Origin of the sequence: Mesorhizobium sp. NZP2077 (genome assembly GCF_013170805.1) — a bacterium.
Classification (GTDB): domain Bacteria; phylum Pseudomonadota; class Alphaproteobacteria; order Rhizobiales; family Rhizobiaceae; genus Mesorhizobium.
Window position 1 is genome coordinate 6021894 of sequence record NZ_CP051293.1, and the last position, 26259, is coordinate 6048152.

The 26259-nt window shown below is 58.5% G+C and carries 23 protein-coding genes; 11 read left to right on the top strand and 12 right to left on the bottom strand.

The window, feature by feature from the left end:
* Positions 1–134 precede the first annotated feature (134 nt).
* Together HGP13_RS29930 and HGP13_RS29935 are read left to right on the top strand one after the other, a co-directional pair.
* Positions 135–1595, top strand: a complete 1461-nt coding sequence (locus tag HGP13_RS29930; protein ID WP_172232599.1) for an oligosaccharide flippase family protein — start codon at positions 135–137, stop codon at positions 1593–1595.
* 60 nt (positions 1596–1655) lie between these two features.
* Positions 1656–2963 carry a polysaccharide pyruvyl transferase family protein gene (locus HGP13_RS29935; protein ID WP_172232602.1) on the top strand — a complete coding sequence of 436 codons (1308 nt, stop codon included), beginning with the start codon at positions 1656–1658 and terminating at the stop codon, positions 2961–2963.
* Between the two features lie 16 nt (positions 2964–2979).
* Here HGP13_RS29935 and HGP13_RS29940 read toward each other — a convergent pair whose 3' ends face one another.
* The 3 genes from HGP13_RS29940 to HGP13_RS29950 all read right to left on the bottom strand — a co-directional run bounded on the left by HGP13_RS29940 (position 2980) and on the right by HGP13_RS29950 (position 6926).
* Entirely contained in the window at positions 2980–3990 is a 1011-nt protein-coding gene (locus tag HGP13_RS29940; RefSeq protein WP_172232605.1) for a glycosyltransferase family A protein, read from the bottom strand.
* A 272-nt stretch (positions 3991–4262) separates the two neighbouring features.
* Entirely contained in the window at positions 4263–5378 is a 1116-nt protein-coding gene (locus HGP13_RS29945; RefSeq protein ID WP_172232607.1) for an acyltransferase family protein, read from the bottom strand.
* A 264-nt stretch (positions 5379–5642) separates the two neighbouring features.
* On the bottom strand, positions 5643–6926 hold the full coding sequence (locus HGP13_RS29950; RefSeq protein ID WP_246707160.1) for a glycosyltransferase family 1 protein: 1284 nt from the start codon (positions 6924–6926) through the stop codon (positions 5643–5645).
* A gap of 121 nt (positions 6927–7047) precedes the next feature.
* Here HGP13_RS29950 and HGP13_RS29955 point away from each other — a divergent pair, with 121 nt between their 5' ends.
* Complete coding sequence (locus HGP13_RS29955; protein WP_348647102.1) at positions 7048–8238, top strand: glycosyltransferase family 1 protein; 1191 nt, start codon at positions 7048–7050, stop codon at positions 8236–8238.
* Here the strand turns inward: HGP13_RS29955 and HGP13_RS29960 are convergent.
* Complete coding sequence (locus tag HGP13_RS29960; protein ID WP_172232609.1) at positions 8231–9463, bottom strand: glycosyltransferase; 1233 nt, start codon at positions 9461–9463, stop codon at positions 8231–8233. The two genes, HGP13_RS29955 and HGP13_RS29960, sit on opposite strands and share 8 nt — an antisense overlap.
* Positions 9464–9723: 260 nt before the next feature.
* Between HGP13_RS29960 and HGP13_RS29965 the strand changes: the two genes are divergently transcribed.
* The 3 genes from HGP13_RS29965 (at position 9724) to HGP13_RS29975 (ending at position 12497) form a co-directional block, all read left to right on the top strand.
* Positions 9724–10596: a glycosyltransferase gene (locus HGP13_RS29965; protein ID WP_172232611.1), complete on the top strand. Its 873-nt coding sequence runs from the start codon at positions 9724–9726 to the stop codon at positions 10594–10596.
* Between the two features lie 14 nt (positions 10597–10610).
* Entirely contained in the window at positions 10611–11921 is a 1311-nt protein-coding gene (locus tag HGP13_RS29970) for a polysaccharide biosynthesis/export family protein (RefSeq protein ID WP_172232613.1), read from the top strand.
* 345 nt (positions 11922–12266) lie between these two features.
* Complete coding sequence (locus HGP13_RS29975; protein WP_172232615.1) at positions 12267–12497, top strand: hypothetical protein; 231 nt, start codon at positions 12267–12269, stop codon at positions 12495–12497.
* A 12-nt stretch (positions 12498–12509) separates the two neighbouring features.
* Here HGP13_RS29975 and HGP13_RS29980 read toward each other — a convergent pair whose 3' ends face one another.
* The 3 genes from HGP13_RS29980 to HGP13_RS29990 all read right to left on the bottom strand — a co-directional run bounded on the left by HGP13_RS29980 (position 12510) and on the right by HGP13_RS29990 (position 15835).
* Positions 12510–13304 (bottom strand): sugar transferase, encoded by a 795-nt coding sequence (locus HGP13_RS29980; RefSeq protein ID WP_172232617.1) that lies wholly within the window; start codon positions 13302–13304, stop codon positions 12510–12512.
* A gap of 168 nt (positions 13305–13472) precedes the next feature.
* Complete coding sequence (locus HGP13_RS29985; RefSeq protein ID WP_172232619.1) at positions 13473–15329, bottom strand: GNVR domain-containing protein; 1857 nt, start codon at positions 15327–15329, stop codon at positions 13473–13475.
* A 170-nt stretch (positions 15330–15499) separates the two neighbouring features.
* A complete protein-coding gene (locus tag HGP13_RS29990) occupies positions 15500–15835 on the bottom strand; it encodes a hypothetical protein (protein WP_172232621.1) in 336 nt (111 codons plus the stop codon).
* Between the two features lie 445 nt (positions 15836–16280).
* On the opposite strand from HGP13_RS29990, the gene HGP13_RS29995 reads away from it, so the two are divergent.
* The 3 genes from HGP13_RS29995 to HGP13_RS30005 all read left to right on the top strand — a co-directional run bounded on the left by HGP13_RS29995 (position 16281) and on the right by HGP13_RS30005 (position 20012).
* Positions 16281–18581: a mannose-1-phosphate guanylyltransferase/mannose-6-phosphate isomerase gene (locus HGP13_RS29995; protein ID WP_172232623.1), complete on the top strand. Its 2301-nt coding sequence runs from the start codon at positions 16281–16283 to the stop codon at positions 18579–18581.
* Positions 18582–18821: 240 nt separating this feature from the next.
* Entirely contained in the window at positions 18822–19103 is a 282-nt protein-coding gene (locus HGP13_RS30000; RefSeq protein WP_172232626.1) for a hypothetical protein, read from the top strand.
* A gap of 180 nt (positions 19104–19283) precedes the next feature.
* Positions 19284–20012: a Crp/Fnr family transcriptional regulator gene (locus tag HGP13_RS30005; protein ID WP_172232629.1), complete on the top strand. Its 729-nt coding sequence runs from the start codon at positions 19284–19286 to the stop codon at positions 20010–20012.
* A 287-nt stretch (positions 20013–20299) separates the two neighbouring features.
* On the opposite strand, the gene HGP13_RS30010 is transcribed toward HGP13_RS30005, so the two are convergent.
* The 3 genes from HGP13_RS30010 to HGP13_RS30020 form a co-directional block, all read right to left on the bottom strand.
* A complete protein-coding gene (locus HGP13_RS30010) occupies positions 20300–20506 on the bottom strand; it encodes a hypothetical protein (protein WP_172232632.1) in 207 nt (68 codons plus the stop codon).
* Between the two features lie 185 nt (positions 20507–20691).
* Positions 20692–21654 (bottom strand): alpha/beta hydrolase, encoded by a 963-nt coding sequence (locus HGP13_RS30015; RefSeq protein WP_172232635.1) that lies wholly within the window; start codon positions 21652–21654, stop codon positions 20692–20694.
* Between the two features lie 33 nt (positions 21655–21687).
* On the bottom strand, positions 21688–22566 hold the full coding sequence (locus HGP13_RS30020; protein ID WP_172232638.1) for an NmrA/HSCARG family protein: 879 nt from the start codon (positions 22564–22566) through the stop codon (positions 21688–21690).
* Positions 22567–22676: 110 nt separating this feature from the next.
* Between HGP13_RS30020 and HGP13_RS30025 the strand changes: the two genes are divergently transcribed.
* Positions 22677–23573 carry a LysR family transcriptional regulator gene (locus HGP13_RS30025; RefSeq protein WP_172232641.1) on the top strand — a complete coding sequence of 299 codons (897 nt, stop codon included), beginning with the start codon at positions 22677–22679 and terminating at the stop codon, positions 23571–23573.
* A 24-nt stretch (positions 23574–23597) separates the two neighbouring features.
* Here the strand turns inward: HGP13_RS30025 and HGP13_RS30030 are convergent, their stop codons facing one another.
* The gene (locus HGP13_RS30030) at positions 23598–24509 is read right to left on the bottom strand and encodes an AraC family transcriptional regulator (protein ID WP_172232643.1); all 912 of its coding nucleotides are present in this window, start codon (positions 24507–24509) and stop codon (positions 23598–23600) included.
* 63 nt (positions 24510–24572) lie between these two features.
* On the opposite strand from HGP13_RS30030, the gene HGP13_RS30035 reads away from it, so the two are divergent.
* Positions 24573–25307, top strand: a complete 735-nt coding sequence (locus tag HGP13_RS30035; RefSeq protein WP_172232646.1) for an SDR family oxidoreductase — start codon at positions 24573–24575, stop codon at positions 25305–25307.
* 192 nt (positions 25308–25499) lie between these two features.
* Here HGP13_RS30035 and HGP13_RS30040 read toward each other — a convergent pair whose 3' ends face one another.
* Positions 25500–26102 carry a histidine phosphatase family protein gene (locus HGP13_RS30040; protein WP_172232649.1) on the bottom strand — a complete coding sequence of 201 codons (603 nt, stop codon included), beginning with the start codon at positions 26100–26102 and terminating at the stop codon, positions 25500–25502.
* Positions 26103–26259 lie beyond the last annotated feature (157 nt).

Here is a 26259-nt window from a genome sequence, read left to right on the forward strand (position 1 = left end):
CCATTTCGGCGCCGCCCCCGCTACCGCTTTAGTCGGTGGTCATTCCCTAACCTATTAGACGTCCTGACCTTCACCCCGGTTTGTCGGACTATCTATCCAAGCGCAGGCGGCCGCGCTGCCGGGAAAGGGCACCCATGCTTTCGGTAAAACGCGCACTGCTGATGAGCGTGGGCGAACGCTACATCCTGATGATCACGAATTTTGCCACTGCAGCCTTGGTCTCCCGTATATTGACACCCGAGGAGATCGGGGTGTCGGTGATCGGCATGGCCATCATGGCGATAGCCCTGTCCCTAAGGGAATTCTCCAGTTCGAGCTTCCTAATCCAGCGCAAGGAGCTCAGCCGCGAGGATATCAGCGGCGCCTTTACGGTGACGTTCATCCTCACAGGGGCTGTCGCTGCCGCTCTCGTCATAGCTTCCCCTTTCCTGGCCTTGTTCTACGGCGAGCCGAACCTCGTTCGCTATTTCAGGGTCGTCTCGGTCTGCCTCTTCCTCGACGCCTCGTCCACCCTGATAAGTGCTCTCCTGCGGAGAGACATGTCCTTCGGCAAAGTAGCAGCCATCGACATAATGGGAGCGGTGACAAATTCCGCGGCAACGATGGTGCTGGCATTGGCGGGCTTCAGCTACATGAGCTTCGCCTGGGGCTGGTTGATCGGCAGCGGTATCGCCGCGGGGCTCGCCCTCGCCCTGTGCCCCCATTTCTGGATGTTCAAGCCGTCCCTGGCAAACTGGCGCGGAATGATCTCGTTCGGTGGATACAACGGCGCCATCGCCATACTTTTCCGCATCTTTGACGCCCTGCCGCTTCTCCTGTTGGGTCGCGTCGCTTCGCCCAATGCAGCTGCCTTGTTCAGCAGGACGCTGTGGATCGGCCAGATACCCGACAAACTGGTCATCGGCGGTGCCATAGCGGTCGTACTACCCGCCTTCTCGGCCGAGGTCAGACAAGGCCGGGATTTGAAACGGCCCTATCTGGCCGCCCTTTCCCTCGTTACCGCGCTCCACTGGCCCGCCCTCCTCGTGCTGTCGGTTCTGGCATACCCCATCGTGAACATCGCGCTCGGTCACCAGTGGACCGAAGCTGCGCCGCTCGTGCAAATCGTTGCAGTCGCTCTCCTTTTCTCCTTCAGTTTCGAACTCAATTACCCCGTAATGGTTGCGATGGGGGGAATCCGCGACCTGTTCATCCGCGCCCTAATCGTCTTTCCGTTCTCCGGCATTCTCCTCTCCGCCGCCGTCGTCTTCGGCGGAATGTACGCGGCAGCCTGGTGTATGCTCGTGACTATTCCTTTCCAGGCATACGTTGCCCTGGGCTTCGTTCGCCGCAGGTTGGGACTGACACACAGGGACCTCGCCGCAGCGCTATGGAGAAGCGCTGTCGTCGCCATGGTGAGCGCGGCTGCTCCGTTGCTCGTGATCGCCTTGTCAGGGTTCGACTTCGCCCTTTCGTTCGGGCAGGCATTCGTAGCTGGATTGTTGGCTTTGGGGGGATGGGGCACAGCCTTGATTCTCACGCGACATCCCCTTTTTGACGAGATCATGAAGATCATCCCGGTATCCCGGTGGGCCAAGCTCCATCCGGGCGAATGAGGCAAAGCGCGAAGGAATATCCATTTGTCAAAAACTTCTTCGGAACCAAGAGGCTTTGCAATGCAGAGCTTGGCCACGAGGCCTCACACCTCATCAACTCCAAGAACCCTCGGTGACAACTGGCCAAGCGGCCGCGTAAGGCCGCAGAAAATATGCCTTTTCGGGATGTTTGGCGGAGGTAATTTCGGCAATGACGCGTCGCTAGAATCGTTTTTACTTTTTTTGCGGGAAGCGAGGCCCGATGCGGATATCTCCTGCGTTTGTGTTGATCCAGTTGCAATAGGACAGGCGCATCAAATTGCAACAACACCAATCAGCGCCCCTGAGTTTTCTAATGCCTTCCTGAGGTCCTGCAATAAAGTCAGCTTGAGAATGATCGGAAGGCTGGCGAACTGGCGCCGCGCAATCAAACATGTCCGGCAATTCGACATCGTGATCGTGCCGGGAACATCCACCTTAAACGACTACGGCTCTGGTCCATTTGGAACATCCTACGGCCTGTTCCGTTGGGCTGCAGCCGCGAGGCTATGCGGGGTGAAGTTCTGCTTTGTCGGAACTGGTGCAGGTCCAATCCTTCATCCTGTTAGTCGCTGGATGTTAAGATCTGCAGCGGCCTGGGCATACTTCCGTTCGTTCCGTGACCAGGTTTCCAAGGATTTCTTGACATCTCTTGGCATCAATACCAGTAGTGACCACATCTACCCTGATCTCGTATTCAAATTGCCAACACCGTTGCCGAGACAGCGCCCCACTCAAGAAAAATTGATAACTATTGGCGTTGGGCTTATGAATTATAACGGATGGCGATTAGGCGCACATCCAGGTTCGGATACGACTATCTATCAAGCGTACATTGAAAAAATGGGACATTTTATCACCTCTTTACTTATTCGCGGCTGCAGAGTTCGCCTTATTACTGGTGAAACCGTTGATGCGCGGGCAGTGAAAGATATCGGTCGAATTGCAAAGGCGAGCGGATATGAGCTAATTGACGGCATCGCACCCTCTCGAAAAGCCCAACAGCTTATTACGGAGCCAATCAACTCTCTGCATGACGTCATGCGGCAAATCGACGACACCGACATCGTAGTCGCCACACGCTTTCACAACGTCGTATGCGCATTAAAACTCGCTCGACCGACGATCTCCATTGGGTACGAGTCAAAGAACGATGCGGTGATGACCGACTTTGGCCTTGGCGAATTCTGTCAATCCGTAGAAAAGCTTGACCTCGAACTGTTAGAGACACACCTCACCGAATTACTAAAAAGAAAAGATCATTATCAGGCGATAATTCGGCAGAATCTTGATGCCATATATTTCCGTATAAAACGACACGAACAGGAATTAATGTACAATATCCTTTAACTTTCGGCTATTTGGACTAGAACTCCTCCGATCTGAACATGGCTTCATCAATTTTAGGGCCGGTCGGAAGATGCCACCCTCGTTTCCACTTCGCATGGGGTATCCAGTCAACTATCGATCGACCCCAATCCGCAGCATTCGGAGCGACTTGCCGCTCTTTCAGACCCCTCAAGAGCTCTTGCGCCGCGTCCCACCTGCCCATCACTGTCCATTTTATAGCCAATCGTATCATTCTGGCGCGCATATATTCTTTCTTATTTCGAAAGGTAGACTCGTCCCAGCATCGGTCACCGAAATTACATAGAATGTCAAAACGCTCGAGCAAGGTTCTTAATTGGTTCGCACCGAGTTGCTGGCTGGTAAGCGAATTCGAGTGCCAGCGCGTGTAGACAAAGGGGGTATGTAGATATGCGATCTTGCTACCTAATGAGCTACGCACGACCGCGGCAAAGTCAAAATGAAGTGGGGCATCGTCAAAAAATTTCGCGCTTTGAGTGCCCCCATGGAAGCGAACAAACAGATGGTGATAGGGTAACCAATTGATGCTTTCGTCTAGCATCTTGCCCACAATCTCAATCCCATCAAAAACGGTCTGATCAGGGGGCAAATTCGCGCGGTGCACCTTGTCTATGAAGATATCATCGCAAAGAACGACCCCAATCTTTTCGTCGGATTCAGCGACCTCTACGAAGCGGGAGATACAATCACTACGCATCAGGTCATCAGCGCAGAGAAATTTCACATAAGATGTCTCGGCTGGAACAGCGCACAGAGCTTCGGTCCAATTTTCCCGCACTGGAAGTACGTTGTTGTTGCGAGAGGTGATCAACTCGACGCGTTGGGAGCGAAACCGATCAATGACTCCCGACGTATTGTCGTCGCTACAGTTGTCAACAACAACATGTATAAGTCTGTCGTAGGTTTGCTGTTGAACGGAATGCATTGCAGCTTCCAGATAGGCGCCTCCATTGTATACAGGAGTCACCACAGCAACGAGGGGCCGAGCCGAGGCAGCGCGGTATTTCATACCGCAATCTCTTGCACAGCCTGTCCACTATATTTATTTTGTATCATTTTCACTCCCACCTCGCTCCCTCAAAGGTAGCACGCAAGGCCTCGCTGCGCGCTTCGCACGTTGGAGGTAGACGCTACGCCTTTCATCATCCGGGTAGGCTGTTCCAAACCCATGGCGACCGCGAGAACCTCGGATTGCTTTCCGGGGTGAGCGGGGGCATGTGGCTAGCCGCCGCACGATCAACGGGGGGCTCCGTGCCAGACGCGGCAGGCGGGCAGCGAGCTTCAGGCAGGCTTCCGCTCTGGCCCGGGGAAGCGATCGGAGAGATATCGGGTCAGCGGAACCTCCCCATAAAGATAGACCAATACTGAAACGCAGGTGACGGCAACGGGCGCCACGAACAACAGCACCGTGGCGAGCCTTGCCGAACCTCCACTTTCGGCAACGAGCTTCTCGGACACGACATCAACGAACCAGTGGGTTAAGTAGATCGAATAGGTGCATTTGGCGAGAAAGTTCACGAGCTTGGAGTCGCTGTAGACGCCGAGCTGTTCCAGAGCGACAGTCCCAAGCAACAGGAGCGACATCGGCAAGCCCAGCGCGAGGACACGGGGCAGAGCCGGCCAAAAGAACGGACGCAAGACCGCGGCTACGGCTCCGAAGGCGACTGCTGCCGCTGCGACGGCAACGGCCCCATGCCACGGCAGTTTAAAAGGGAACGGCCCGGAGTTGGCAAGCTTGAAGATGATGATGCCGAGGGCGAAATCGATCAGGATGGGATTGGTGTAAAATACAAAAATGGGATTCTCAATCCCCGATGTATGACCGGCGGCCGCAAGAAAGACCGCGAAGGTGGCGGAATAGAAGATGCCGTATTTCACGCTGACGAGTTGGAAAGCCGCTATTATCAGGCTGAATTCGACAATTACCAGCAAGGTCCAAGTGGGATACAAGATTGGATAGGGTCCGTAGGGAACGAAGGCGAGCGACATGAAAAGCTCGGACAATGGCTTCGGATGGCTTTTCATCGCGTAGTTTTCGACAAGGAATGCGAGAACCGTGAAGCCCCAATACAAGGGCACGATTCGAATGAGCCTCGTTCGCAAATAAGTGCCAGCCGACTTGCCATTGTTGCCGAGCACGTGCGCGGTAAGAAAACCCGCCATAACCACGAACAGATCCGTTCCGAAACGGAAAATGGACAGGACGGCCGGATCAACGTGGGCGGCGCTCACCACCCCGGCCATATGGATGTAGGCGATGGCGTAGGCAGATATCAGCCTCAAAAGCTGAGGGTTGTACCAGAACCTCTTTGCCTGAGCAGTCCGGGCTGCGGCCGGATCGTATTCCGCGTTCACCCTGGATGCAAAGCTGACCGTGCCGATCGTTGAGAAGACCATCGCCCCACCCAAGGTAGCCGATACAATTGCCTGTCTCCCCCAGGATTTGAGTTTACCCGAGGGGAGTCGACCGGAGAACTGACCCAAATGGCGGATTGCTACTCAATTTGAGGCATATGAGCTTTGATCAGCTCGACCGTTTCTGTTGCGCCGTCGGGCTCGATTGAGCAACCGGCGAAGACGCAAGCCCCCGGCTTCGGAGCCGCGGGTGGAGCATTCTGCAAGGTCCCTTCATAGGGCTTCCTGTCGCAGAAAGGCAGCCGATCAACTGCCGAACTCCCCGAAATCGGCGTCGACCTGAATCATGAGTTCTAGGTATTTCCACGCGATCCAGCGCCAGGAATAACTGCTCGCCCTCGCGTGCCCCTTGGTGACCAACCGCTGCCTCAGGTCTGGGGTGAGCATCAGCAGGCGGATAGCTTCGACCCACGACTGGACGTCGTCGGGATCGGCATAGAGAGCCGAATCCCCGCAGACTTCAGGAAGACACGGCGATGTTGAGGCCACGACCGGGCAGCCCGAAGCCATCGCCTCGACGGCAGGCAGCCCGAAGCCCTCGATGCGTGACGGAAACAGGAAGCACAAGGCGCCTTCGAGCGCCTTCTTGAAGTCGTCATCCCCTATACGGCCAAGGAGGACGATGTTGCCCGGCATTTCCGGGACGTAGCGCCGAACCGTGGTCTCGTCGACATCGCCCGGCATCCACAGGTCGAGGCCCATCTCGTCGAGGAGTGGCGCCAACCTGGCGAGCAGGCCCATGTTCTTGTATTCCTGATCCCGCCTTCCGAGGCACAGGACATACGGCCTGCCGCGGTCGACGGCCAGCGACGACCTCGCTGCGTCCCATCTCTTCGCATGGTCGCTGCCGTTGTAGGTGACGACGATGTTCTCTTCCGGCGCGATCCCGAACTCGACCAGATGGCTGCGCGACAGTTGCGAGACCGTGGTGATGCGGGCGGCCCGCCTGCCTAGTGCCGGCAGGATCAGGCGGTGCGCCCACCGGAACCCGCGTGCGTAGCTCGACGGCATGAGCCTGGTGTGCATGTCGTGGATGCACGCGATCTGGTGCTTCAGGACGACAGGAGCGAGGTTACAGAAGCTCAGCAATCCTCCGGGCACATGCCAGGGCAACTGCGCTTGCACCCAGAATTGGGGAAGTCGCGGCCTGTTGAATTCAGGAACGACACGGACAGGGATAGCATTGAGGCGGAAAGCTTCGGAGAGCGGACGCGGCACCACGAGATCGATCTCGAGGTCGCGGCCAAGCGGATGCCCTTCCGAAATGAGCGCGTCGAGGGCCAGGGTCACCTCGCTGGCATAACGGGCTACTCCGGTCGGCCGAAGCGTCGTGAAATCCCCGTTTATCGTCCAGCGTCGTCTCGGCGTTTCATGGTCCGCCCATGGGAGAGCGAAATATCCAATTGGGATTTCGGCGCCATGGGCAGACGATCCCGCGCGTGATGTTTCGGCTCGGTGACCATTCAACTGTCTGGCCAGTCCTGGTGGTGGCGACTCCGTCGCATTGAACTCTAGCTTGCCCATGTCCATCTTCCCCGGCGCTTTCGGCACCCTTAGCGAGAGTAGCATTGCCGGGAGCACTCAGGTCCTCAAACGTTTGAGGTAGGCATGCCTCGCCTATCCGGATGACTGCCGCTTGCCGGACGACCCGATGGCCATGGTGACCCCGCGTCTTGGCGGCTCCACACTGAACACCTCAAAGGGGGCCGACATGGCACGGCGTTGGACAATCAACGGGCGTTTTCTTTCCCAGCCGACAACAGGCGTCCAGCGCTATGCGCGCGAGGTCGTTCGATCGCTAGATGCCTTGATCGCTGAACAGGGGCCTCTCGTTCGCGGCCTCGAAGTCAAACTCCACTGCCCAGCCGGATCCGATCAGATGCCACTCGCTTTCGTCGAACAGTGCGAGATGAGTGGCACGAGCGGCCATGTCTGGGAACAGACGCAGCTCCCGCTGTCGCTCGATGGAAGCGGACTGCTCAGCCTCTGCAACACAGGACCGCTGCTTTCCCGAAAGCACATCGTTTGCATCCACGATGCGAACGTCTGGAATGCGCCGCAGAGCTATTCCCGTGCTTTCAAGGGCTTCTACAGAACGTTGTTGCCATGCCTGGGCAAGACAGCATGGCGTATTTCGACCGTTTCCGATTTCTCGCTGGGCGAACTGGTCGGCCGCGGCGTCATCCCCCAGCTGCGGGCTTTCATAGCTCCTAACGGTCATGAGCATGCCTTGCGATGGGCGCCTGAACACTCGGCCAAGACGCGATTGTCGGCCTCGCGGGCAACCATCGTCATGATCGGCAGTGCCGCACCCCACAAGAATGTGGGACTCGTCCTCAACATGGCTGAACGCCTTGCCGAAGCCGGGCTCAGGATCGCGATTGTGGGCATGTCGGACGCGCACATTTACAGGTCGGGGGCAACCAGGGCCGAAGCTCAGAACATCCACTGGCTCGGCCGTATTTCCGATAGCGAGTTGGCTGCTCTCCTCGGGGACTCGCTATGCCTGGCTTTCCCCTCCCTCACAGAGGGCTTCGGCCTCCCCGCCCTCGAGGCGATGGCGGTCGGCTGCCCGGTCGTGGTTTCCGACCGCGCCAGCCTTCCTGAAGTCTGCGGAAACGCTGCGCTGTTTGCGCCTCCAGACGACCCGGAGGCGTGGTTCGACCGTTTCATGAAACTTCGCAATTCTGAGGCGCTGCGGCTGCAGTTGATAGCCAAGGGACGGGCGAGAGCCTCGGCATATAGTTGGAAGGCGACAGCCTTGCGCTACCTCGAGGCGATGGCCGAGGCAGACGGCGTCGATACCGAAACCAAGGTCGTCAGGGCTCGCGAACTCACATGATCTCGTGAAGAGCCTGGACCGCCCCGAGCGATTCGAGGATAGCGCGGTCGAAGTTTTCTTCGGAAAAGCGCCCCGCATTCCTGGCGCAGGCGCGCGGCGCGATGGCATGGCTGTTTTCTTCGAACTGATCGACTGCATTCTTGAGGTGATCGACGGTTTGAGCCTTGAACAACACCCCTGTCGGCTCGGGTGATGACCCAAGGCGGCGCACAATGTCGACCGCCCCACCGCGGCCGAAAGCGATCAGCGGCGTTCCGCAGGCCTGCGCCTCCGCCAGCGCTATGCCAAAATCCTCGCAGCCCGCAAAGACCATCGCCTTTGCCCGTGCCAGGGTGTCCACGTAGTCTTGCCGAGGCAGATAGCCCGAGAAGGTGACATTCGGGCCGGCAAGCGCCCGCAGGCTGGCTGATTGCTGCCCTTCGCCAACGATGACCAGTCGCCGGGATGGCATCTCGTTGAAGGCGCGGATGACGAGGTCGGTGCGCTTATACGGCGCCAGGAAGGATGCAGAGACGTAGTAGTCATCCTTGTCCTCCACACAGGGCAGTTCTGCGAGAGCAACCGGCGGGAAGACGACGCGCGCCTCGCGCCCGTAAATGTGCTGGATACGTGAGCGGACATAGTTCGAATTCGCCAGCATCAGATCCGGACCATGCGCGGTCCTGGTATCCCACGTCCTCAGCCGGTGCAGCATATACCGATAAAGCATTCCCTTCGGACCAAAGCCCAGCTTTCCCTGCTGAAGATAGGAGAACTGCTCATCCCAGGCATAGCGGACGGGGCTGTGCACATAACATAAATGCGGTTGATCCGGCCTGGTGATCACACCCCGCGAAAACGCGGCCGAAGACGAGATCACCGCGTCGTAACCCGTCACATCGAACTGCTCGATCAGGAAGGGACAAAAGAAGAAGAGAGACCGGTAGAATTTCCGCACCATAGGGATCCGGTTGGCCGCCGACGTGTGGAATTCCACGTCGCGGAAATATTGCCCCTTGATCTCCGCCGGCAGGAAATCGAAAAGCGTGAAGACTTCGGAATTCGGAAATTGCTTGCAGATCTGCGCCAGAACGCGCTCACCTCCCCGGAAATTCGGGCACCAGTCGTGAACGACCGCTATTCTTGCGTATTTGTCGACACCAACCCCCGACGCGACCGGCAACGTCTCGATTGGCACGTTGACCTTGGCTGCGATTGCCAGGTCGGAAGAGCGTTCGTGGAGCATGGTTCCCCCCTTGCCCGCAGGCCAGCAATCCCCATTTCCGGCAGTCTTCTTTCCATGTCACGGCTCCTGCAAGTTGTCCGATCGGTTACAGATCGCTCCAGGCGCGGGCCGGCCTAATACTTATGGTTGTGGGACTTTTCCCCGAATACTCCAAAAGCCTGTGTTCCGAGGTAGACCAGGCCTCTCACTACCCTTTTATACAGGCTGTCCTGCTCTGCCCGCCGTTCTAGGGTCGGCTGGTAGTAAAGCATGGACCTGGCATGAAACTCGCAGTGATCATCCCGACCCTTGGCCGCAGCGAACAGGTCGCGCGCCTGCTTCGGTACTTGGGTGGCCAGACGAGACTTCCGAACGAGGTCATATTGTCGGCGCCCGACGTCACACATGTCGAACTGCCGGAGAGCTGTCCTTTCCCCGTGTCACTCGTTTTCGGCCCGAAGGGACTGGCTGCCCAGCGGAACACGGCTCTAATCCCTTCCCTGGGGCGCTTCGACATCATCACGTTCTTCGATGACGATTTCGTCCCATCGTCCGAATACCTCAAGCAGGTCGAAGAAGCATTCATCGCAAATGACAAATGGGCGGTGGTGATGGGCAGGGTCGTCAGGGACGGGGCCACCAATGCTGGTCTCACTTGGGAAGATGCCGAAGCCGCCCTGCGGGAAGCCGAGGACAAAAGGAGTGATGGACCATCAGTGGTCGACCATGTCGGTGCATACGGATGCAATATGTCCCTCCGTTCCTCGCTTGTGGGCGATTTGCGCTTCGACGAGCGCCTTGTCCTGTATGGCTGGCAGGAAGACATCGATTTCACCAGCCAAATGAGATCCAAAGGTCGCGTGGTCTGCGTGACATCGATCACGGGAGTCCATCTCGGCATCAAGACGGGGCGCGTCAGCGGAGAACGGTTCGGCTACTCCCAGGTCGCGAATGCCATTTATCTGGTCAGGAAGGGTTCCGTGCCGGCCTCTTTCGCGCTTCCCCTCATGCTCAGGAATATCGCGGCTAACCTGGCGAAGAGCTTGTGGCCCGAGCCGTATGTCGACCGACGAGGCAGGCTCAGGGGCAACCTGCGCGCGATCCTGCACGTCGCCATGGGACGAATCGAACCCGAGTACATCTTGAAAATCTGACGACGGGGAAGACAATGCGCAAATGGCTTTTGACGATGGCGTCTGCCTCACTCGCGGCTGCGGTCGCATGCCCTTTGTCTTCAGTGGCCGGAGAGTACCTCCTCGGACCTCAGGATAAGGTCAGGCTCAAGGTCTATGAATGGCGCGCATCACGTGATGTGATTTTCGAATGGACGGCTCTCAACGACGCTTTCGTTGTTGGTGCCGACGGCACGCTCTTCCTTCCGTTTGTCGGTCAGATACGCGCGCAGGGCACCGCTCCCGGCGATCTCGCCCGCGCGATTGGCGACCGCTTGATGCAGAACATGGGTCTCGGCCGCCAGCCGGATGTCGCTGTCGAGATCGTACAGTACAGACCGTTTTACATCGTCGGCAACGTCAAGCAGCCCGGCGAGTTTCCTTATCGGCCCGCACTGACCGTGCTGCAGGCGGTGGGGATCGCGGGTGGCTTGCCGATTCGCCAGGACGACATATCGAGGCTCGGGCGGGAAGTCATCTCGGGCCAGGGCGACGTGGGACTACTGGCGCTGAGCAATGTCGGCCTTCTTGCCCGCAAGGCGCGCCTGGAAGCCGAACTGGCCGGCAGCGATGATATCTCTTACCCTGCGGAATTAAAGGATAGGGCTTCGAACCAAACAATCGCGTTGGCGATGGACCAGGAGCGCAAGATCTTTGCCATCCGCAAGGACGCGCTGGCGACACAACTCCGCTCGCTCCACGAACTCAAGGAATTCCTGGAAAAGGAACTGGACTCGCTCGGGCAGCAGCTGACGTTCCACGACAAACAGATCGAACTCATACAGAAGGAGTTGGAGGGTGTTTCGACCCTTGTCCAGAAGGGACTGGCAGTTGCGCCGCGTGAACTTTCTCTGGAGGGGACAGTCGCCCAGATGCAGGGAGAGAGGTTGGCTGCCGAGACCTCACTCTTGCGGGTGAGGCAGGAGATCAGCAAGACCGACATCGAGATTCTCGACCTCAGCAACCGTCGCGCCAGTGAAATCGCAGAAAGTTTGCGGGAAACCCAGCTGCAGCTCAATGAAGTTACCAGCAAAACCGATACCGCGGTGCAGCTACTCCACGAAACCGAGGTAACAGCCCCTGCCCTGCTCGCTCTCAGGCAACGCGCCGAAAGCGCCAAGCCAATCTTTAAGATCGTTAGGACGACAGATAGTGGTTCGACGGAACTCACGGCCGAGGAGACGACGCCTGTCGAACCCGGCGATACAGTGAAGGTCGAGATCCCGCCACCGGAGGTAGGTTTGGTTACCCTGCCGGCAAGCGGTAGCCTTCAGGCCGAAACGATCCCAATTCAGGGTACCAATTAGCAGGTGTATACTTCGGGATTGCTCCGGGACGCTCAGCCAGTTCGCCGATCGATCGCGCATCGAAAATCAAAGTACTCGCCGGCTCTCGACCGCGGACGCATGATCGGCATTGGCTTTGGGCGCTGAAAATCGTCGCCACCGAAGGCCCCAGGAAGGGCGAAGAACACCAGGAACGTCGAGGCAAAGCGCGACGGGTTAAGCGGACCATCCACGCAGCGCCTCGGGCACTTGCCTTGCCCTTTGAGGCCGCATATCAGTGAGCACCCTGGGTCCTCAGACTCGGACAGAGCCTTCCTGCCGCAGTGAGGATCCATCCTGCGGGTGCCACTGGAGATGTCGGTGCTCATGACTATAATCGCCGTGTCGGCTGCAGGCGTTCTGATCGGGCTGCGGTTCAAGGCTCCCGCCCTTATCGCGGCGACCGCCCTGCTTGTGGTTGGAAGCTTTGCCTGGAATGGCATTGGATTGCCGGGCCATGTGACCGTCGTCAAATTCCTGATCCTGGCGTTCATATTGGCTTGTGCGTATATCGTCGGCCTGTCCTTGTCCGTCCGCTGGAAGCGAAACGCAGGGTGACACATCAGGTCTTCAGGAGGCTCTGTCGAAGCGCATCACCGCGAAGACAGTCCTGAACAGGATCGCGATGTCGAACCAGACCGACCAGTTCCGAACATACTGGCTGTCCAGCGCGACGCGGTTGGCATAGTCCATGCTGCTTCTTCCGCTCACCTGCCAGAGACCGGTCAGTCCTGGCCTCGTGCGAAGGTATTCCCCTACGTGGTCGCCGTAACGCAAAAGTTCTTCCTTGACGATGGGCCTTGGCCCTACACAACTCATGTCGCCGCGAATGATGTTGTAGAGTTGGGGTAGCTCATCGAGGCTCGATTTTCGGAGCATGCGCCCGAGGAATGTGACGCGGGGGTCGTTCCTGATCTTGTGGGTCTCCTCCCACTCCGTTCTGATATGCGGATTGACCTCGAGATAGGCTTTCAGAACGTCCTCCGAATTGGCGACCATCGAGCGGAACTTATAGCAATTGAACGGCTTTCCGCCGAAGCCGACCCGGCTGTGCGAGAACACCGCAGGGCCTCCTGCTGTCATCTTGATTAGCAGCGCAACGATGATCATTACTGGCGCGGCCATCACGAGCGCCGTGGTCGCTATGATCAAATCCAGGATTCGCTTCAGAAGACCTCCTACGGGAGGATTCGTCGAGCCTGCCCTGATGGCGGGCGACAGGTCTGCCAACACCGCCCCGCCACTGTCATGGTCGGAAGCAGAAACAACATGCAGGACCGTTCGGCTGTCGACCGCCACCGGTACAGGTGGCTGGCGCCAAATCGGGGGCGTATGATGTGACTGCTTCTCGAAGGCGTTTGTCATGATGATTATTGTTTCGAACTGTTCGACAGTGACACTTTTCCGATGTCGGGGGCTGTCGGCAAGAAAGGCAAAGGACGTAGCGCTACACCCCTGACACTACCCCTAATCCCAAGGAATGATCCTCCACGCATTGCCGACTTTCCAAGGAGACGCATGTCACCCCCTTTTTCATGCCTTGCGGTGTTTGGATGTCATTGCCCGAGCATTCGCCAGAAGCACACCAAGCACATGCGTCCTGCTGGCCTGCAACGTCCTGACAAGTTCCCGCAGAGTTTCTGCGTGTGTCTTGCCCCATTCGGCAACGATGACGACACCATCCAGAACGGACCCGACAATCAGTTCGTCGGCTCCCGAGGCCAGTGTCGGCAGATCGATGATGACAACGTCGTAGGCGGCAAGTTCGAAGTCGGCGAGATCAAAAGCGGTGACCTCCTCGAGGAACGCCTCCATATTGCGTGGCGCCAACAGGTTTCTGCCGTCCACCACTGAACTTGGAAGCATGTCGAACGGCCGGCCCGGAGCGCGGATGATGTTGAGTCGGGCTGGGTCCTGGCACTGTTTGTCGTAGGCAACCGCACGGCCGAGCAGTCGCATTGTCGTTGCCGATCGGCGAATATCGGCGTCGATCACCAACGTCTTCAGACCGGACATCGAGTAAAGCGTGGCGAGATTGCTGGCGACGGAACTCTTGGAGCTGTTGTCGGATATGGCGGTCAACCCAAGGAATTTGACCTGATGGTTAGTTTCCGCAAGGCTGATTTCGGTCCGTGCTCTCCTGAGGCTCTGGCTGTATCGTGAGTAGGGGTGTCTTTTTACTTCGTCGACGTAGCCCGAATCCCTTCGCTTGTTCGTCAATGGCAACTCTCCGACACATTCGATACCCAGGTTGTCCCTGATGTGCCGTGGCGACCTGATGGTCCAGTCGAGCGTCTGCCTTACAAGCGCAACCCCAATGCCGAGAATGATCCCGGCAATCGCGGCGAAGGCGAGCATGAGTTTCGGCTTTGGAGCGCTCGGATAGAGCGGCGCTGTCGCGGCCGTGATCACCCTGGCGTCAGCCACCGGATAGGATTGCTGGCTTACCGAATTGGTGTAGGCCTGGAGGAAGCTTTCATACATCTTCTGATAGGTTTCGGCGGTCACCTCAAGTTCTTCAAGTGTCGGCACAGCGTTGACCCCGTCCATGGAATCCCCGTCTTCCTTTTTGACCTCGTTGCCGACGCTGTAGTCGTGCCGAGAACGGAATTCCTGAGCCTTAGCCATGGCCGCGTTCATCTCGGCACGAAGCTGCTGAAGACGCTTCTCGAGCCATGCGCCGCCTTCCTTTGCCGCGTCGGCCTTGGTTTCGATCTGCTCACGCACGAAAGCATTGGCTGTGGCGTTCGCAATATTAGCTGCGCCCTCGGGGTCAACCGACGTGAAGGATATATCTATAGCGTATGAAACGCCGACCCTGCGGACGTCGAGGCCATTGCGGAAAGTCAACATTGTGCGCCGGAACTTTTGGTAATCGGTCAGCGGCGCAGTGGGTTCGGGCAAGCCTAAGCCGAAATACTCCCAGAGCGAGGTGAACCGGGCCATTTGCTTGGCACCGAAAGCGTCAATCAGGAGTGTTTTCATCTTTCTGAATCGCTCCGGCAAGATCGGAGCCTGTGGGCGGTTGAAGTTGGGGTCTTCAACGAGCTTCAACTGGTCGAGGACCATCGCAGCGATCTTTTCCGATTGCATCACTGCGATCTGGCTTTCCACCTGAGCGGTGTCCAACGACAGATTTACTTCTCCGCCCTCCTGCAGATGTTGCGGCAATTTCGGCTCGATCAGGATCTGCGCGCTGGCAGTGAAAGCCGGGTCGGTGGTCGAATTGTAGAACCATGCTACTAAAAGTGCGGCGCCAAGGCAGGCGATGATCGTTCCGATGTAACGCCTAAAAAATCCGGTTATGTCGGAGAGGCCGATAAACTCCTGGCTGACGGAAACCTGCTGGTTCGTCGTCGAAGGCCATTGGTGGGGTAACATACGGTCCATTCAACGTCTCCTGCAGGCGCGCGGGAAATTCCAACGCACGCGCCATCCTGACGCAGGCGGTGCATGGTGTCCGACCGATCTCTGCATTGAAAGCTGAGGCCCCGCGATCCCAGATTGTTGAGACTACCTCGGCGGCACGGAAGGTAAACGCCGCCAATCGGCGTATGGGGCTACGCCCTATGGGAAGGAAGAATGCGCTGCAGTTCCGCTCGCGTCCTATTGAGAAATGACAGCTGCTCTTCCAGCGAGACCTGCCGTCTGCGGTTGAACATCAAGCTGCGTGCGAGGATGTCGATCTTCGCTGACATGCTTTCGGGGTTCTCGCCGTTCTCCATCGCCTGGAGAGAGAACGCCGCGCAGTCCGTCATCGCTGTCCCGAATGGATGAAGTTGCGTCGATTCCCTCTCGATTTCCACTTGAATGCCTTGAAGGAGCCGAGCCAGGCGTCGGAAACGCCTTTCATCGACAGCTTCGCGGGATGAAAACCTGAATGCAATGAACGGCATCTTGCAGCCCATTCTTGGACATCAGCGCCCGAATAGGACGCGCGTTCCAGAATACAAAACGTCCTCGCCTGGACGAGACATCCTTTCGGCCGTCGACTGGCATCACCTATTGGATGAGGGGTGCGTACCTCAGCGTCGGGGCTACCCGAATTCATGACGAGGCCAGTGCCGGACAGCGTGCTAAGACTTGCTTGGTTTCGGAGCGCAAATTCGGAGAGCGTGACGTGCCCCTGAACAAAGTCGGCCAAAGTCAGGCCGAATACATTCGCCTTCGAAACCAGTGCTCTCATAAAGGCCACCGGCTCGCTGGAGTACGCTTGCTGGTGGTTGCGGGGTCCACTCTCAGAAGAGAGAAACATGGCCTGATGACCGCGCTCACCCAGCTGCTGCGCCGAAATCCAGTGGTCGGAGCTTATAACCAGGTATTGCGAGAAGGGGCTGGAGCATGGCATACAAGTTAGTAAGTTTTGTCATGAGTGGGGGCGTGGGCTCACGGCTGTGGCCGCTCTCGCGCGAAGACAATCCCAAGCAATTCCACGACCTTTCGGGCGACGGCTCGATGCTTGCGAAGACTGTCCGACGCCTCAAGGCTCGGCCGGACAATCAGACGCCGATCTATCTGGTAGCTTCCGAACGACATGCTGATCGCGTTATCTCAGACATTGCTTCGCTCGGCCTGAACGGCGGCAGACCAATCTTCGAGCCCGTCGGCCGCAATACCGCCGCGGCGGTCGCCATAGCCACCCTGCAGACGATCTCGGAACATGGCAGCGATGCTTTTGTGCTCGTGGTCCCCTCCGACCATGAGATATCGACCGAAGCGCAATTCTGGGAGACCGTCGAGTCGGGCATTCCTGCCGCCGATTCAGGAAGCATTATCGTCTTCGGCATCAAACCAACGCATCCCGAAACTGGATACGGCTACATCGAGGTTGCAGCAAATGATGATGGAGTGGCCGCAGTTTCGCGCTTCGTCGAAAAGCCAAATGCCGAGACGGCGAGCAAATACGTGTCGTCGGGAAGGTTCTACTGGAATGCGGGTATTTTCCTGTTTCGTGCCGACACGATGCGACGGGCATTTCTCGATTTCCAGCCGGAAATCTGGGAAACTGCGGAACGGGCCCACAAGACAGCACGGGCCGACGTTTCGGGTATCTATCTTCCCCAAGGCTTCTACTCGGCCGTCCCCTCCACGTCGATCGACTATGCGGTCATGGAGCATACGCGCGATATTGCGATGGTTACGGCTTCCTTTCGCTGGAACGACCTAGGATCCTGGCAATCGCTGCTCGAAGCTAGCCCGACAGACCGCGACGGCAATGTCGTAATGGGCGACGTCGTCGCCATGGATTGCGGCAGCTCCTACCTCAGAAGTCAGGGCAGGCTGCTGACCGTCATTGGAATGAAGGATGTGGCGGTGGTGGCGACACCTGACGCGGTATTCGTAGCCCCCGTCAGCCACAGCCAGAACGTGAAGAAAGTCGTCGAACAGTTGGAGAAGAGCGGACGCCTCGAGACGAAGTTCACGGCATCGGAAGACCGGGTCATCGTCAGCGGATCGTGGCGCAAGCGCGTCGAGCACTGGCTTTTCGAGGAAACCCTGCCGCTGTGGTCCACTGCAGGTGTCGACGATGTATACGGTGGCTTTCACGAAGCCCTTGGCTTCGATGCAAGGCCGTTGGGCAAGCCCAAGCGCATACGGACAATGGCTCGCCAGATTTATGCCTTCGCGGTGGCCAAGGAACGCGGCTGGACTGGACCGGCCGACAGGCTCATCGAACACGGCATCGACTTCATCGCGGAACATGGCCGGACCGACCGCGGCGGCTGGGTGCGCACCCTAAATGCAAACGGCAGCGTGGCGGACCCGGCGGAGGACGCTTACGACCATTCCTGCGTGCTCCTGGCGCTTGCCCATGCTCACCGATGCGGCCATCAGGATGCCCTGCGACTTGCACAAGAGACATTCCACTTCATCGACGCCCATCTCGAGGACGACAGCCTGAACGGCTTCCTCGAGACCCCAGGTTGGAAAGGGGTGCGGTTCTCGAACCCGCACATGCACATGCTGGAATCCTTTCTTGCCTGGCATAGCGTCACCGGCGACCGTGCATACCTGCGTCGAGCGGCACGCGTCATCGATCTCTTCCGGTGCCACTTCTTCGACCAGGAAAGCTGGACTCTTGGGGAACGTTTCGACGTTGATTGGCTGCCGTTGCCGGGTGACCAGGGACAGTGGACCGAACCGGGGCACCATTTCGAATGGGCCTCGCTACTTGTCGATTTCGCGCGAGCGAGCGGGCAGAAGGACTTGGCACCCTACGCAAGGAAACTCTATTCGTCCGCGGTCGCCAGCGGATTGAACCGGGCGACGGGCCTGGCTTATGCGGCAGTGTCGCGGCAGGGATTGCCCCTCGACCGGCTCTCCCGCAGTTGGCCGCAATGCGAGGCCGTCAAGGCAGCCGTCGCGCTTGACAGCATTGGTGGGCCCGACCTGAAACCCGAGATCGAAGCGCGTGTCGCCCGCCTCTTCAGATGGCATATCGATCCTGCACCGCTCGGCTTGTGGATCGACAGAATCGATGAGCGCGGAAGGTCAGTTGCGACGGAGGTTCCCGCGAGCATCTTCTACCACTTGGTGACGGCGTTGATGCAGTATTTGGACAAGACCGAAGGCCAAATCGAACCTTTCCCCCTGCCAGCTTTGGATGTGAGCAAAACCGCCGTGGAGAAAGCTTACGGCTAAGCCGAACGATCTACGTTATTGTGATGTCCCAAGGTGGAAGTGCCGGCTACGGCTAATTCGGTATCTTGCGCCTCTGTGTCGTCGCCACAAACCGGGATAGCATGTTCATAAGACACGTCTAAAGAGAAGCGTCATTGACCCCCTCCAATCTTGTTCCGATCTCGGGCTGCGATTAAGGCCTCGAAGCGACGTAATTTTGAGCCGACACGCCCTTCTTGTACGGACAGTTGAGAAGTACCCATGGCAAAAAAAAAGTCCCGGACCAGGCCTAGCAGCGATCTCCTGAAACTGCTTGCCACCAGGCCTCGAGCGGTTGCGCTTGCTGCGCTGCACGTGAGTGAATCCGTGCTGCTTGAACTCGAGGCATCGGAGTTATTGTCCGCGGGACAAATAAGAGGCCTGCTCAAGGATGCATCAACGACCTTGCGGAATGCCGCCGGCCAAGTGGACAACCGCAGCTGCTTCATCGCCAGCGAAATAGTCGAGTCGATGCGGGAAAATTTTACAAGGAATAAAACCTGACCGACGTTTTCTGCCGCGATTTCAACTCTTTGCTGGGTCTGCAGGCGTCTGCATTTTCGCTGAAAATTTGCATCGCTACGCCATCCTGACGGCAACTGCAGAACAGATACTCATCACACCAAATTTAATGTACATTCGATCTGAGGGGACTAGGAATGAAGACCTTGGGCGGGGTTGTAAATGTCGTTTGTTTCACATTCTTTGCGTGGAAACGAAAATCGGCCATCGTACATCGGGCTCAACGACGACGATGCGGCGCTCATAAAGACGCTCGGGTTCACACCGAAGCGCTACCCACCTGAGACGGTCATCTTCAGTCAGGGTGAAGACAACGATCGCGCTTTCATAGTCGAGTCGGGCTGGGGTTGCATTTCCCATCAACTTGAGGGGGGGCAGCGACAGATTGTGGATTTTACGCTGAGAGGCGATATCGTCCTGTCTCGGTCCTACGCGGGTTGCGCTCTTGAAACGTTTGTTGCTCAAACCGAACTGTGCGCGTTGGTAGCCTCAACCAAAACATTTACCCTCGCTGCCACGAAATCACCCCATATTTTCTCGCTGATAGTGGAGGCTCTTGGGCGCAATGGAGCGGTCATGGCTCAACATCTCACCAACGTAGGCCGAAGGAGCGCCTTGGCGCGAACGGCGCATCTGTTCCTCGAATTGAGGGCGCGTCTGGAACTAATAGGCTCTGTCACCCGCAATAGCTTTGAGTGTCCCTTGACCCAGTACGATCTCGCGGATGCCCTCGGTCTTACTCCGATTCATGTCAATCGGATGTTGCGCGAACTTCGGGAGCGTAAGCTTCTCGAATTCCGGCAAGGCCGTGTTCGGGTGCTCGATCTACCGAGCATGACGAAATTCGCGGGTTTCGAAACCAAATATATCGAAGGAGCGGCGCGATCGTGAGCGATGCCGTGATGACGAGCTATCGCATGACAGGAAGAGGATGACTTTTTGGGTTTGCCTGCTTTGCCCAGCAATGTTGCGAAGGCAGCAAGATTTTTGTTTTATCGACTTTCGGACAGCCCGGCCATGTAGAGTGCGTTTCTGAAAGAACCGTCAAATGTCGGTCTGCGAAAAACTGCGCCGGAGCACTACAGACTACGCTATTCCTACTCGATTGTTCTTTATACCAGATAGATTATTGATCTAGCTGGTATTTTTCTTGCCGCCCCCAAAGCCGGCTATCGGGATCAATCGGGCGATTTTTTCGTGTCGCGCCCGCCCAACAACACAAAGCAATCTAGCTCAAAAGTACTGTCGAGCAAGCCGGTGTTTAGCCCGAAAACGATATGGCCGCCCGTGTTGCCGAACGCCGCCGCAATTGCCGCTTGGCCGAGATCGCCGCTTTTCCCGAAACGCAAATTCAAAAAGGCAGAGCCTTGTAGTGTGAATTCCACCTATCTTCCCCAAGCAGTGACAATCGCGTAGTGCGGCAACGATTTCAAGCGGATCGGGCCGCAAGAGAAATGGCCGGTGCCGGGATGCTTGGGTTGGAAGCGGGCAACACCGGCCATCGCGGGATTGGGCGTTTGGTTGGGATCGTCCCCCGCACTGCCCAAGCTAAAGGCATATTAGCTATTGCTCAACTAAGACTGAAGTCCCTATCCAGCGGTAGGCGGCCGATGCGGGTATCGGTGAGCCGCTGCCGGAGGAAATCACCGATGGCGTCCACCGACCGCTCTGCCGCGAGAAAGCGGCCGAGAGATGACTGGAAGACATGTGGCATACCCTCCCACACCGACAGCGTAACCTCCACGCCCGCCGCCTTCGCCCGGTCGGCGAAGCGGATAGAGTCCGCGAGCAGCAATTCGTCATCTCCGACATCGACCCGGATCGGCGGCAGTTCGCGGAGTTGCGCGTAGAGCGGCGAGGCTTTGGGGTTCGTGGCATCCTGGCCTTGAAGATACATGTCCGCGAAGCCCTGGAGTACACCGCGCGTGAAGATCGGATCCGCCTCTGCCCTTGTCTCGAAGCTGTCGCCGGTGAGCGCCAGGTCGGTCCAAGGCGACATAGCCGCCGCCCCGACCGGTTGCATCAAGCCGTTCGCCTTGTCGGCAGCGACGATCGACAGCAGCGCCAGGGTCAGACCGCCGCCCGCCGAATCGCCAACGACCACGATCCGATCGGGACCCTCCGCAACGACACCGCGATAGGCGGCGACGACATCGTCGATCGCAGCGGGGAAAGGTTGCTCTGGCGCAAGCCGGTAATCGGGGACAAAGGTATCGGCGCCGACGCGTGCGGCGATCTGGCCCGCAAAGTGGGTAAGCGCCTCGGCTGATCCGAGCACATACCCGCCACCGTGAATATAGAGAATGCGCGCCCCCGGCCGTGCGGTCGGCACTCGAAGCCAGAAGCCCGCAATGCCGCCGACCGTCGCGGCCTCGACCCGGACATCCGCCGCGGCGGCTGTTGCGGCAAACATGGCGTCGAACATCGGCCGCGCCTCGGGCCCGAGTTTCTCACCCTTATGGGCCGAGGCGGCCTGCCGCATCGCCGCTACCGCGGGAGCATCTTCAGGCGAGAGAGGATGGATCGTCATCATGGTAGGTCTCCTTGGTTGGAGGTAAGTGCGGGCTCAGCCGTTCGCCCACTGGGCGGCGGCATCCCTGGCAAAAGCGGCATAGGAGCGCGGCGCGTGGCCGAGCAGTTTGGTCAAGCGCTCGATGTCGTCAGCGGTCGCTACCGCTCCTTCCGTCTGATAGCGGCTGAACATCAGGCGCAGGTCGAGTGCATGCCAGGCCGGCAGCATGGTCGTCGTGCGCTGCTCCATGACGACGAGATCGTCGCCGCCATGGCGGATCGCGCGGCCGAGCGCCTCGCTCCAGATGGTGGCTATCCCTTCGCCGGTCAGGCTGTCTGGACCAACCAAGGCGTAGGTCTCGCGGCCGAGCGGCGTCGCGGCCTGCTCACGGCGAACGAGCTCGATCGCGGCGGCCTCGCCGATGTCGCGGATATCGACCATTGAAATACCCTTAGTGCCTATCGGCGCGCCATAGACGCCTGCATTCAGCAGGACGTCCTTTTGACGAAGATCGTTCTGGATGAAGTAGGCGGGGCGCAGGATCGTCGCGGGCAGGTCGAGCGCCTCGATCATGCGCTCGACCGTGTACTTGCCCGCAAAATGCGGCACGTCGGCGTAGGCATCGCCACCGAATACCGAGAGATAGACGATGCCCTTGACGCCAGCCTCGCGAGCCACCGTCAGCGCAAGCATGGCCTGTGTCAATTCGTCCGCTACGTTCGGGGCGAGCAGGAAAAGTGTGCTGACGCCTTCCAGTGCGGATCGTAGCGAACCCGGGTCGGCTAGATCGCCGCGGACGGCCTTTACGCCAGCGGGAAGCTGCGCCGTCTCAGGTGAGCGCGTCAGGGCGCGGACCTCTACGTTCCGTCCCTGCAGGTGAGCCAGGACTTGGGACCCGATGGTCCCGGTGCTGCCGGTTACCAAAATTGCCATTGCGAAAACTCCTTGTGATTTCGGTTCTGTCCCTGAGGAAGATAGGCGTTTCAACAGTGAGCGGGAGATGGCATGATCGAGATAGGTCGTCTCAATATTGGAACATCACGATGAATCTCGAGGCTTTGGCAGACTTCAACCTCGTTGCCGCCCATGGCGGTTTCGGCCGTGCCGGTCGCGTTTCCGGGCGATCCAAGGCGACGTTGTCTCGCCATGTGAGCGAACTCGAACATAGCCTTGGTGTGAGGCTGATCGAGCGTGGGTCCCAGAGTCTGCGACTGACGGACGAAGGGCGAGCGCTTCACGAGCGCACCGATGGATTGCTGTCGGAAATCGCGGAGGCGGGAGAAGCGATTGTCTTGGGTGCGTCGACCCCGAAAGGCAGGCTGCGGGTGAGCGCTCCCATGGTTTTCGCGCATGTGGCGCTTCCCAGGATCGGCGCCCGGTTCGCGCTCGCCTATCCGGAGGTCAAGCTTGAGATTGTTGCCGAAGATCGCAAGATCGATCCGGTCGAGGATGGCTACGACCTTGTTGTCCGTATCGATCCTTCACCGGATGAACGGCTCATCGGTCGCCGTTTTCTCAGTGACGAGCGCCTGATCGTTGCCTCACCGGCCATGCCGCGCCCTCAGCCGGCACCGGGCGGCGGAGCGAGTGCCGTAAAGGCGGTCTTGCTGAGCGCAACTTCGCTGGACGTTGTCTGGCACATGAAATCCGAACTTGAGGACGAAGTCCTTTTCAAGCCCGAGCCGATCCTGCGCTTCTCTTCTCTGCTGATGGTGCGCGATGCCGTTCTGGCAGGTGCGGGCGCGGCGTTGCTTCCGAAGCTTCTTGTCGCAGGCGATATCGAGGCGGGTCGGCTCGTTTGCTGGGGAACTCATGCCGGTCCGTCTGTGGAAATCTGGGCGCTGCAAAGCTCGCGACGTCTTGTCGGTGCAAAGGTTCGCGCTTTCCTGGATGTGATGGAGAGGGCGTTTCCGACCAAAGTTTTTGTCCCTGAACCCTGAACAAGATCCCTGTCCCGCTGGGGCTCAAACGGTGTGCTGTCGTGGTGGCTCACCAAAGGTTCGACGATAAGCATGGCCAAACGCACTTTGAGATGTGTAGCCGACACTCGCCGCCACGTTGCCGACGCTAGAATTACGCTCGGACAGTGCAGCACGGGCACGCGTCATCCGCCAGTTGCGCATATACGTATATGGAGCCTGTCCTACTCCGCGGGTAAAAGCGGATGAGAAGGACGCCCGCGACATGCCCGCCTCAGCGGCCAGATCGGCAACGGTCCACGGGCGTGCGATATCGCTGTGGAAGCGTTGGATTGCACGTCCAATGCGTGAATCCGCCAGAGCGCCAAGCCATCCGCTGGTCGTATCGGAAGCCGACGCGAAGGTGCGGATAGCATGGATCATGAGAACCTCCGCCAACCTGGCTGTTACAACCATGTGCCCGATAGCGGACTGCTCTGACTCCCCATCCAACAGACCCAGAACCGCCGCAATCGCTGCTGCTGCCGGTGACCTGCCGGAGACATGCATGAACGCCGGTAGCATATCGAGGAGGAAGGCTGCAGTCCCGGGTGTAAACGAGATGCCGCCACCGAGCGTCACCGTGTCATCACCCCGCAGGCGCACAAGGTCATTCCCATCGGCGTAGAGGGGCATGCCGTCAATTGGGACGAGCGTGGGATCGCTCGCAATCACATAGGCCGTGCGGCCGATCAAACAACAGTCGCCTGTTTCGATGCGCTGCGGAGCGGTATCGGGCAGCAGGAGCCAGCCTGCCCCACGCAGCACCGCGACGAATTTCAGACGATCAAGCGCGGGGAATGCCAACGCCCAATCACCCGAGCCCTCCAAGCGAGTTGGCCGGGTTGCCCGGGCATTTAGCACGGTAAGGACATCTGAGAGAGGATCAGAGGCTTGAGACGATTGCGATAGAATCATGGCTTTTCAGGCATAGCGCGTCTCGCACATGTTTTCTATATTCGTTTTGAAGGAGACTTGAGAATGGCTATAGCAGGCAAAATAGTGGTGATCACCGGCGCCAGCAGCGGCATTGGCCGCGCGACCGCAATTCTTTTGGCGGAAGCAGGGGCAACGGTGGTGCTCGGTGCGCGGCGAGAAGATGTTCTGGCGGAGGTCGCCCGGGACATCACTGGTATGGGCGGCACAGTCGCTTACAAGATGACTGATGTGCGCGTCCGTGGCGATCTTGAGGGCCTCGTGGCACTGGCGGTGGAGCGCTGGGGCAGACTGGATGTCATTGTCAACAATGCCGGCATAAGCCCAATTTCGCGCTTCGATGCCTTGCAGGTCGAAGACTGGGACGCGATGATCGACGTGAATCTACGCGGCACGCTGTACGGTATCGCCGCCGCGTTGCCTGTCTTCGCACGCCAGCGCCGTGGGCATGTCGTCAATGTGGTATCAACGGCCGGCATTAAGATTGTGCCGACGATGGGCGTCTATGCCGCGACCAAGAATGCCGTACGGACGATCAGCGAGACCCTGCGGCAGGAAGCAGGCCCGCATCTGCGGGTCACTGAGGTGTCACCGGGCATGATTTCAACCAATCTCACCGACTCGTTTACCGACACAGCCGTCAGGGATGCAATGGCGGTTCGGATTGGGGAGATAGCCATCCCGCCTGCAGCCATTGCCCGAGGCATCGCCTTCGCCATCGATCAGCCTGATGACGTAGACGTGGGCAGCATAGTCATCCGACCTACCGCGCAGGATTGAGCTTCCGCATTCCGTTGCGGTCGCGCTTCCCAAGAAGTAGGCCGCGCAGATGCGCGCCCCCGGCGTCTGGGGCACGCACCGACCAACGGCCAAGATTTGTGAATAGGTTTTTGACGCGCATGATACAGGTGGCGGGTTTTGTGGCCTCAACGATCCTGACGATTGAGCTTCAGGGCAAACGAATTCGCAAATTCAAATCCATGTGAATTGGCGCCCGTCCCAGTGAAGCACCGCGTCATGGGGGACGGCAAGCGCCATCGCCTCGTCCCGTGTCAGGCCGGCGAGCATGAAGGCCATTACCCTTATGTTCCCGGTGTGCGACACGACGAGCACCGGCTGCTCCGGATCGAGATCGGCCAGGAAGCTTTCCATTAAACGCGCCAGATCGGCGTAGCTGTTACCATCATGGGAGTCGAAATTCCAGCGGTCCGCCTTGCGTTGGCGGCGCTCGGTGGGAAAACGCGCCTTTACCTCCAGCGTGGTCATCCCCTCCCAGCGGCCGAAAGATGCTTCCGCGAGACGGACGTCGATGTTGACCTGGCTTTCGGCAATCCCCACTTCCAAAGCCGCCATGGCAATCGTCTCGCGCGCGCGCTTGAGCGGCGACGTATAGGCCGCGATCCGGGCAGGTTTCACGCCGAGACGTTCGAAATGAGCCTTCAGCCTGCCGCCGTTTTCCGTGGCCTGCCGCCGCCCGGCAACCGCCAAGGAATGGTCGCTGCGGCCCTGAAAGCGCCCTTCGGCATTCCACTGGGTTTCTCCGTGACGCATTGCGAAGAGTAGGCGTTTGACCATATTGGCTTAATCGGCCCGAGCTATGATTTTGGCCAAGTTGCGGAACAATCAGAGAACATTATGGCTTACCCTTTGCCCTCGACAGGGCCTCGTACCAGTACTTTTCCGTCTTAAACCGTTGAAGACAAAGAGTATCCTTGCCACGGCCGATGCGCCG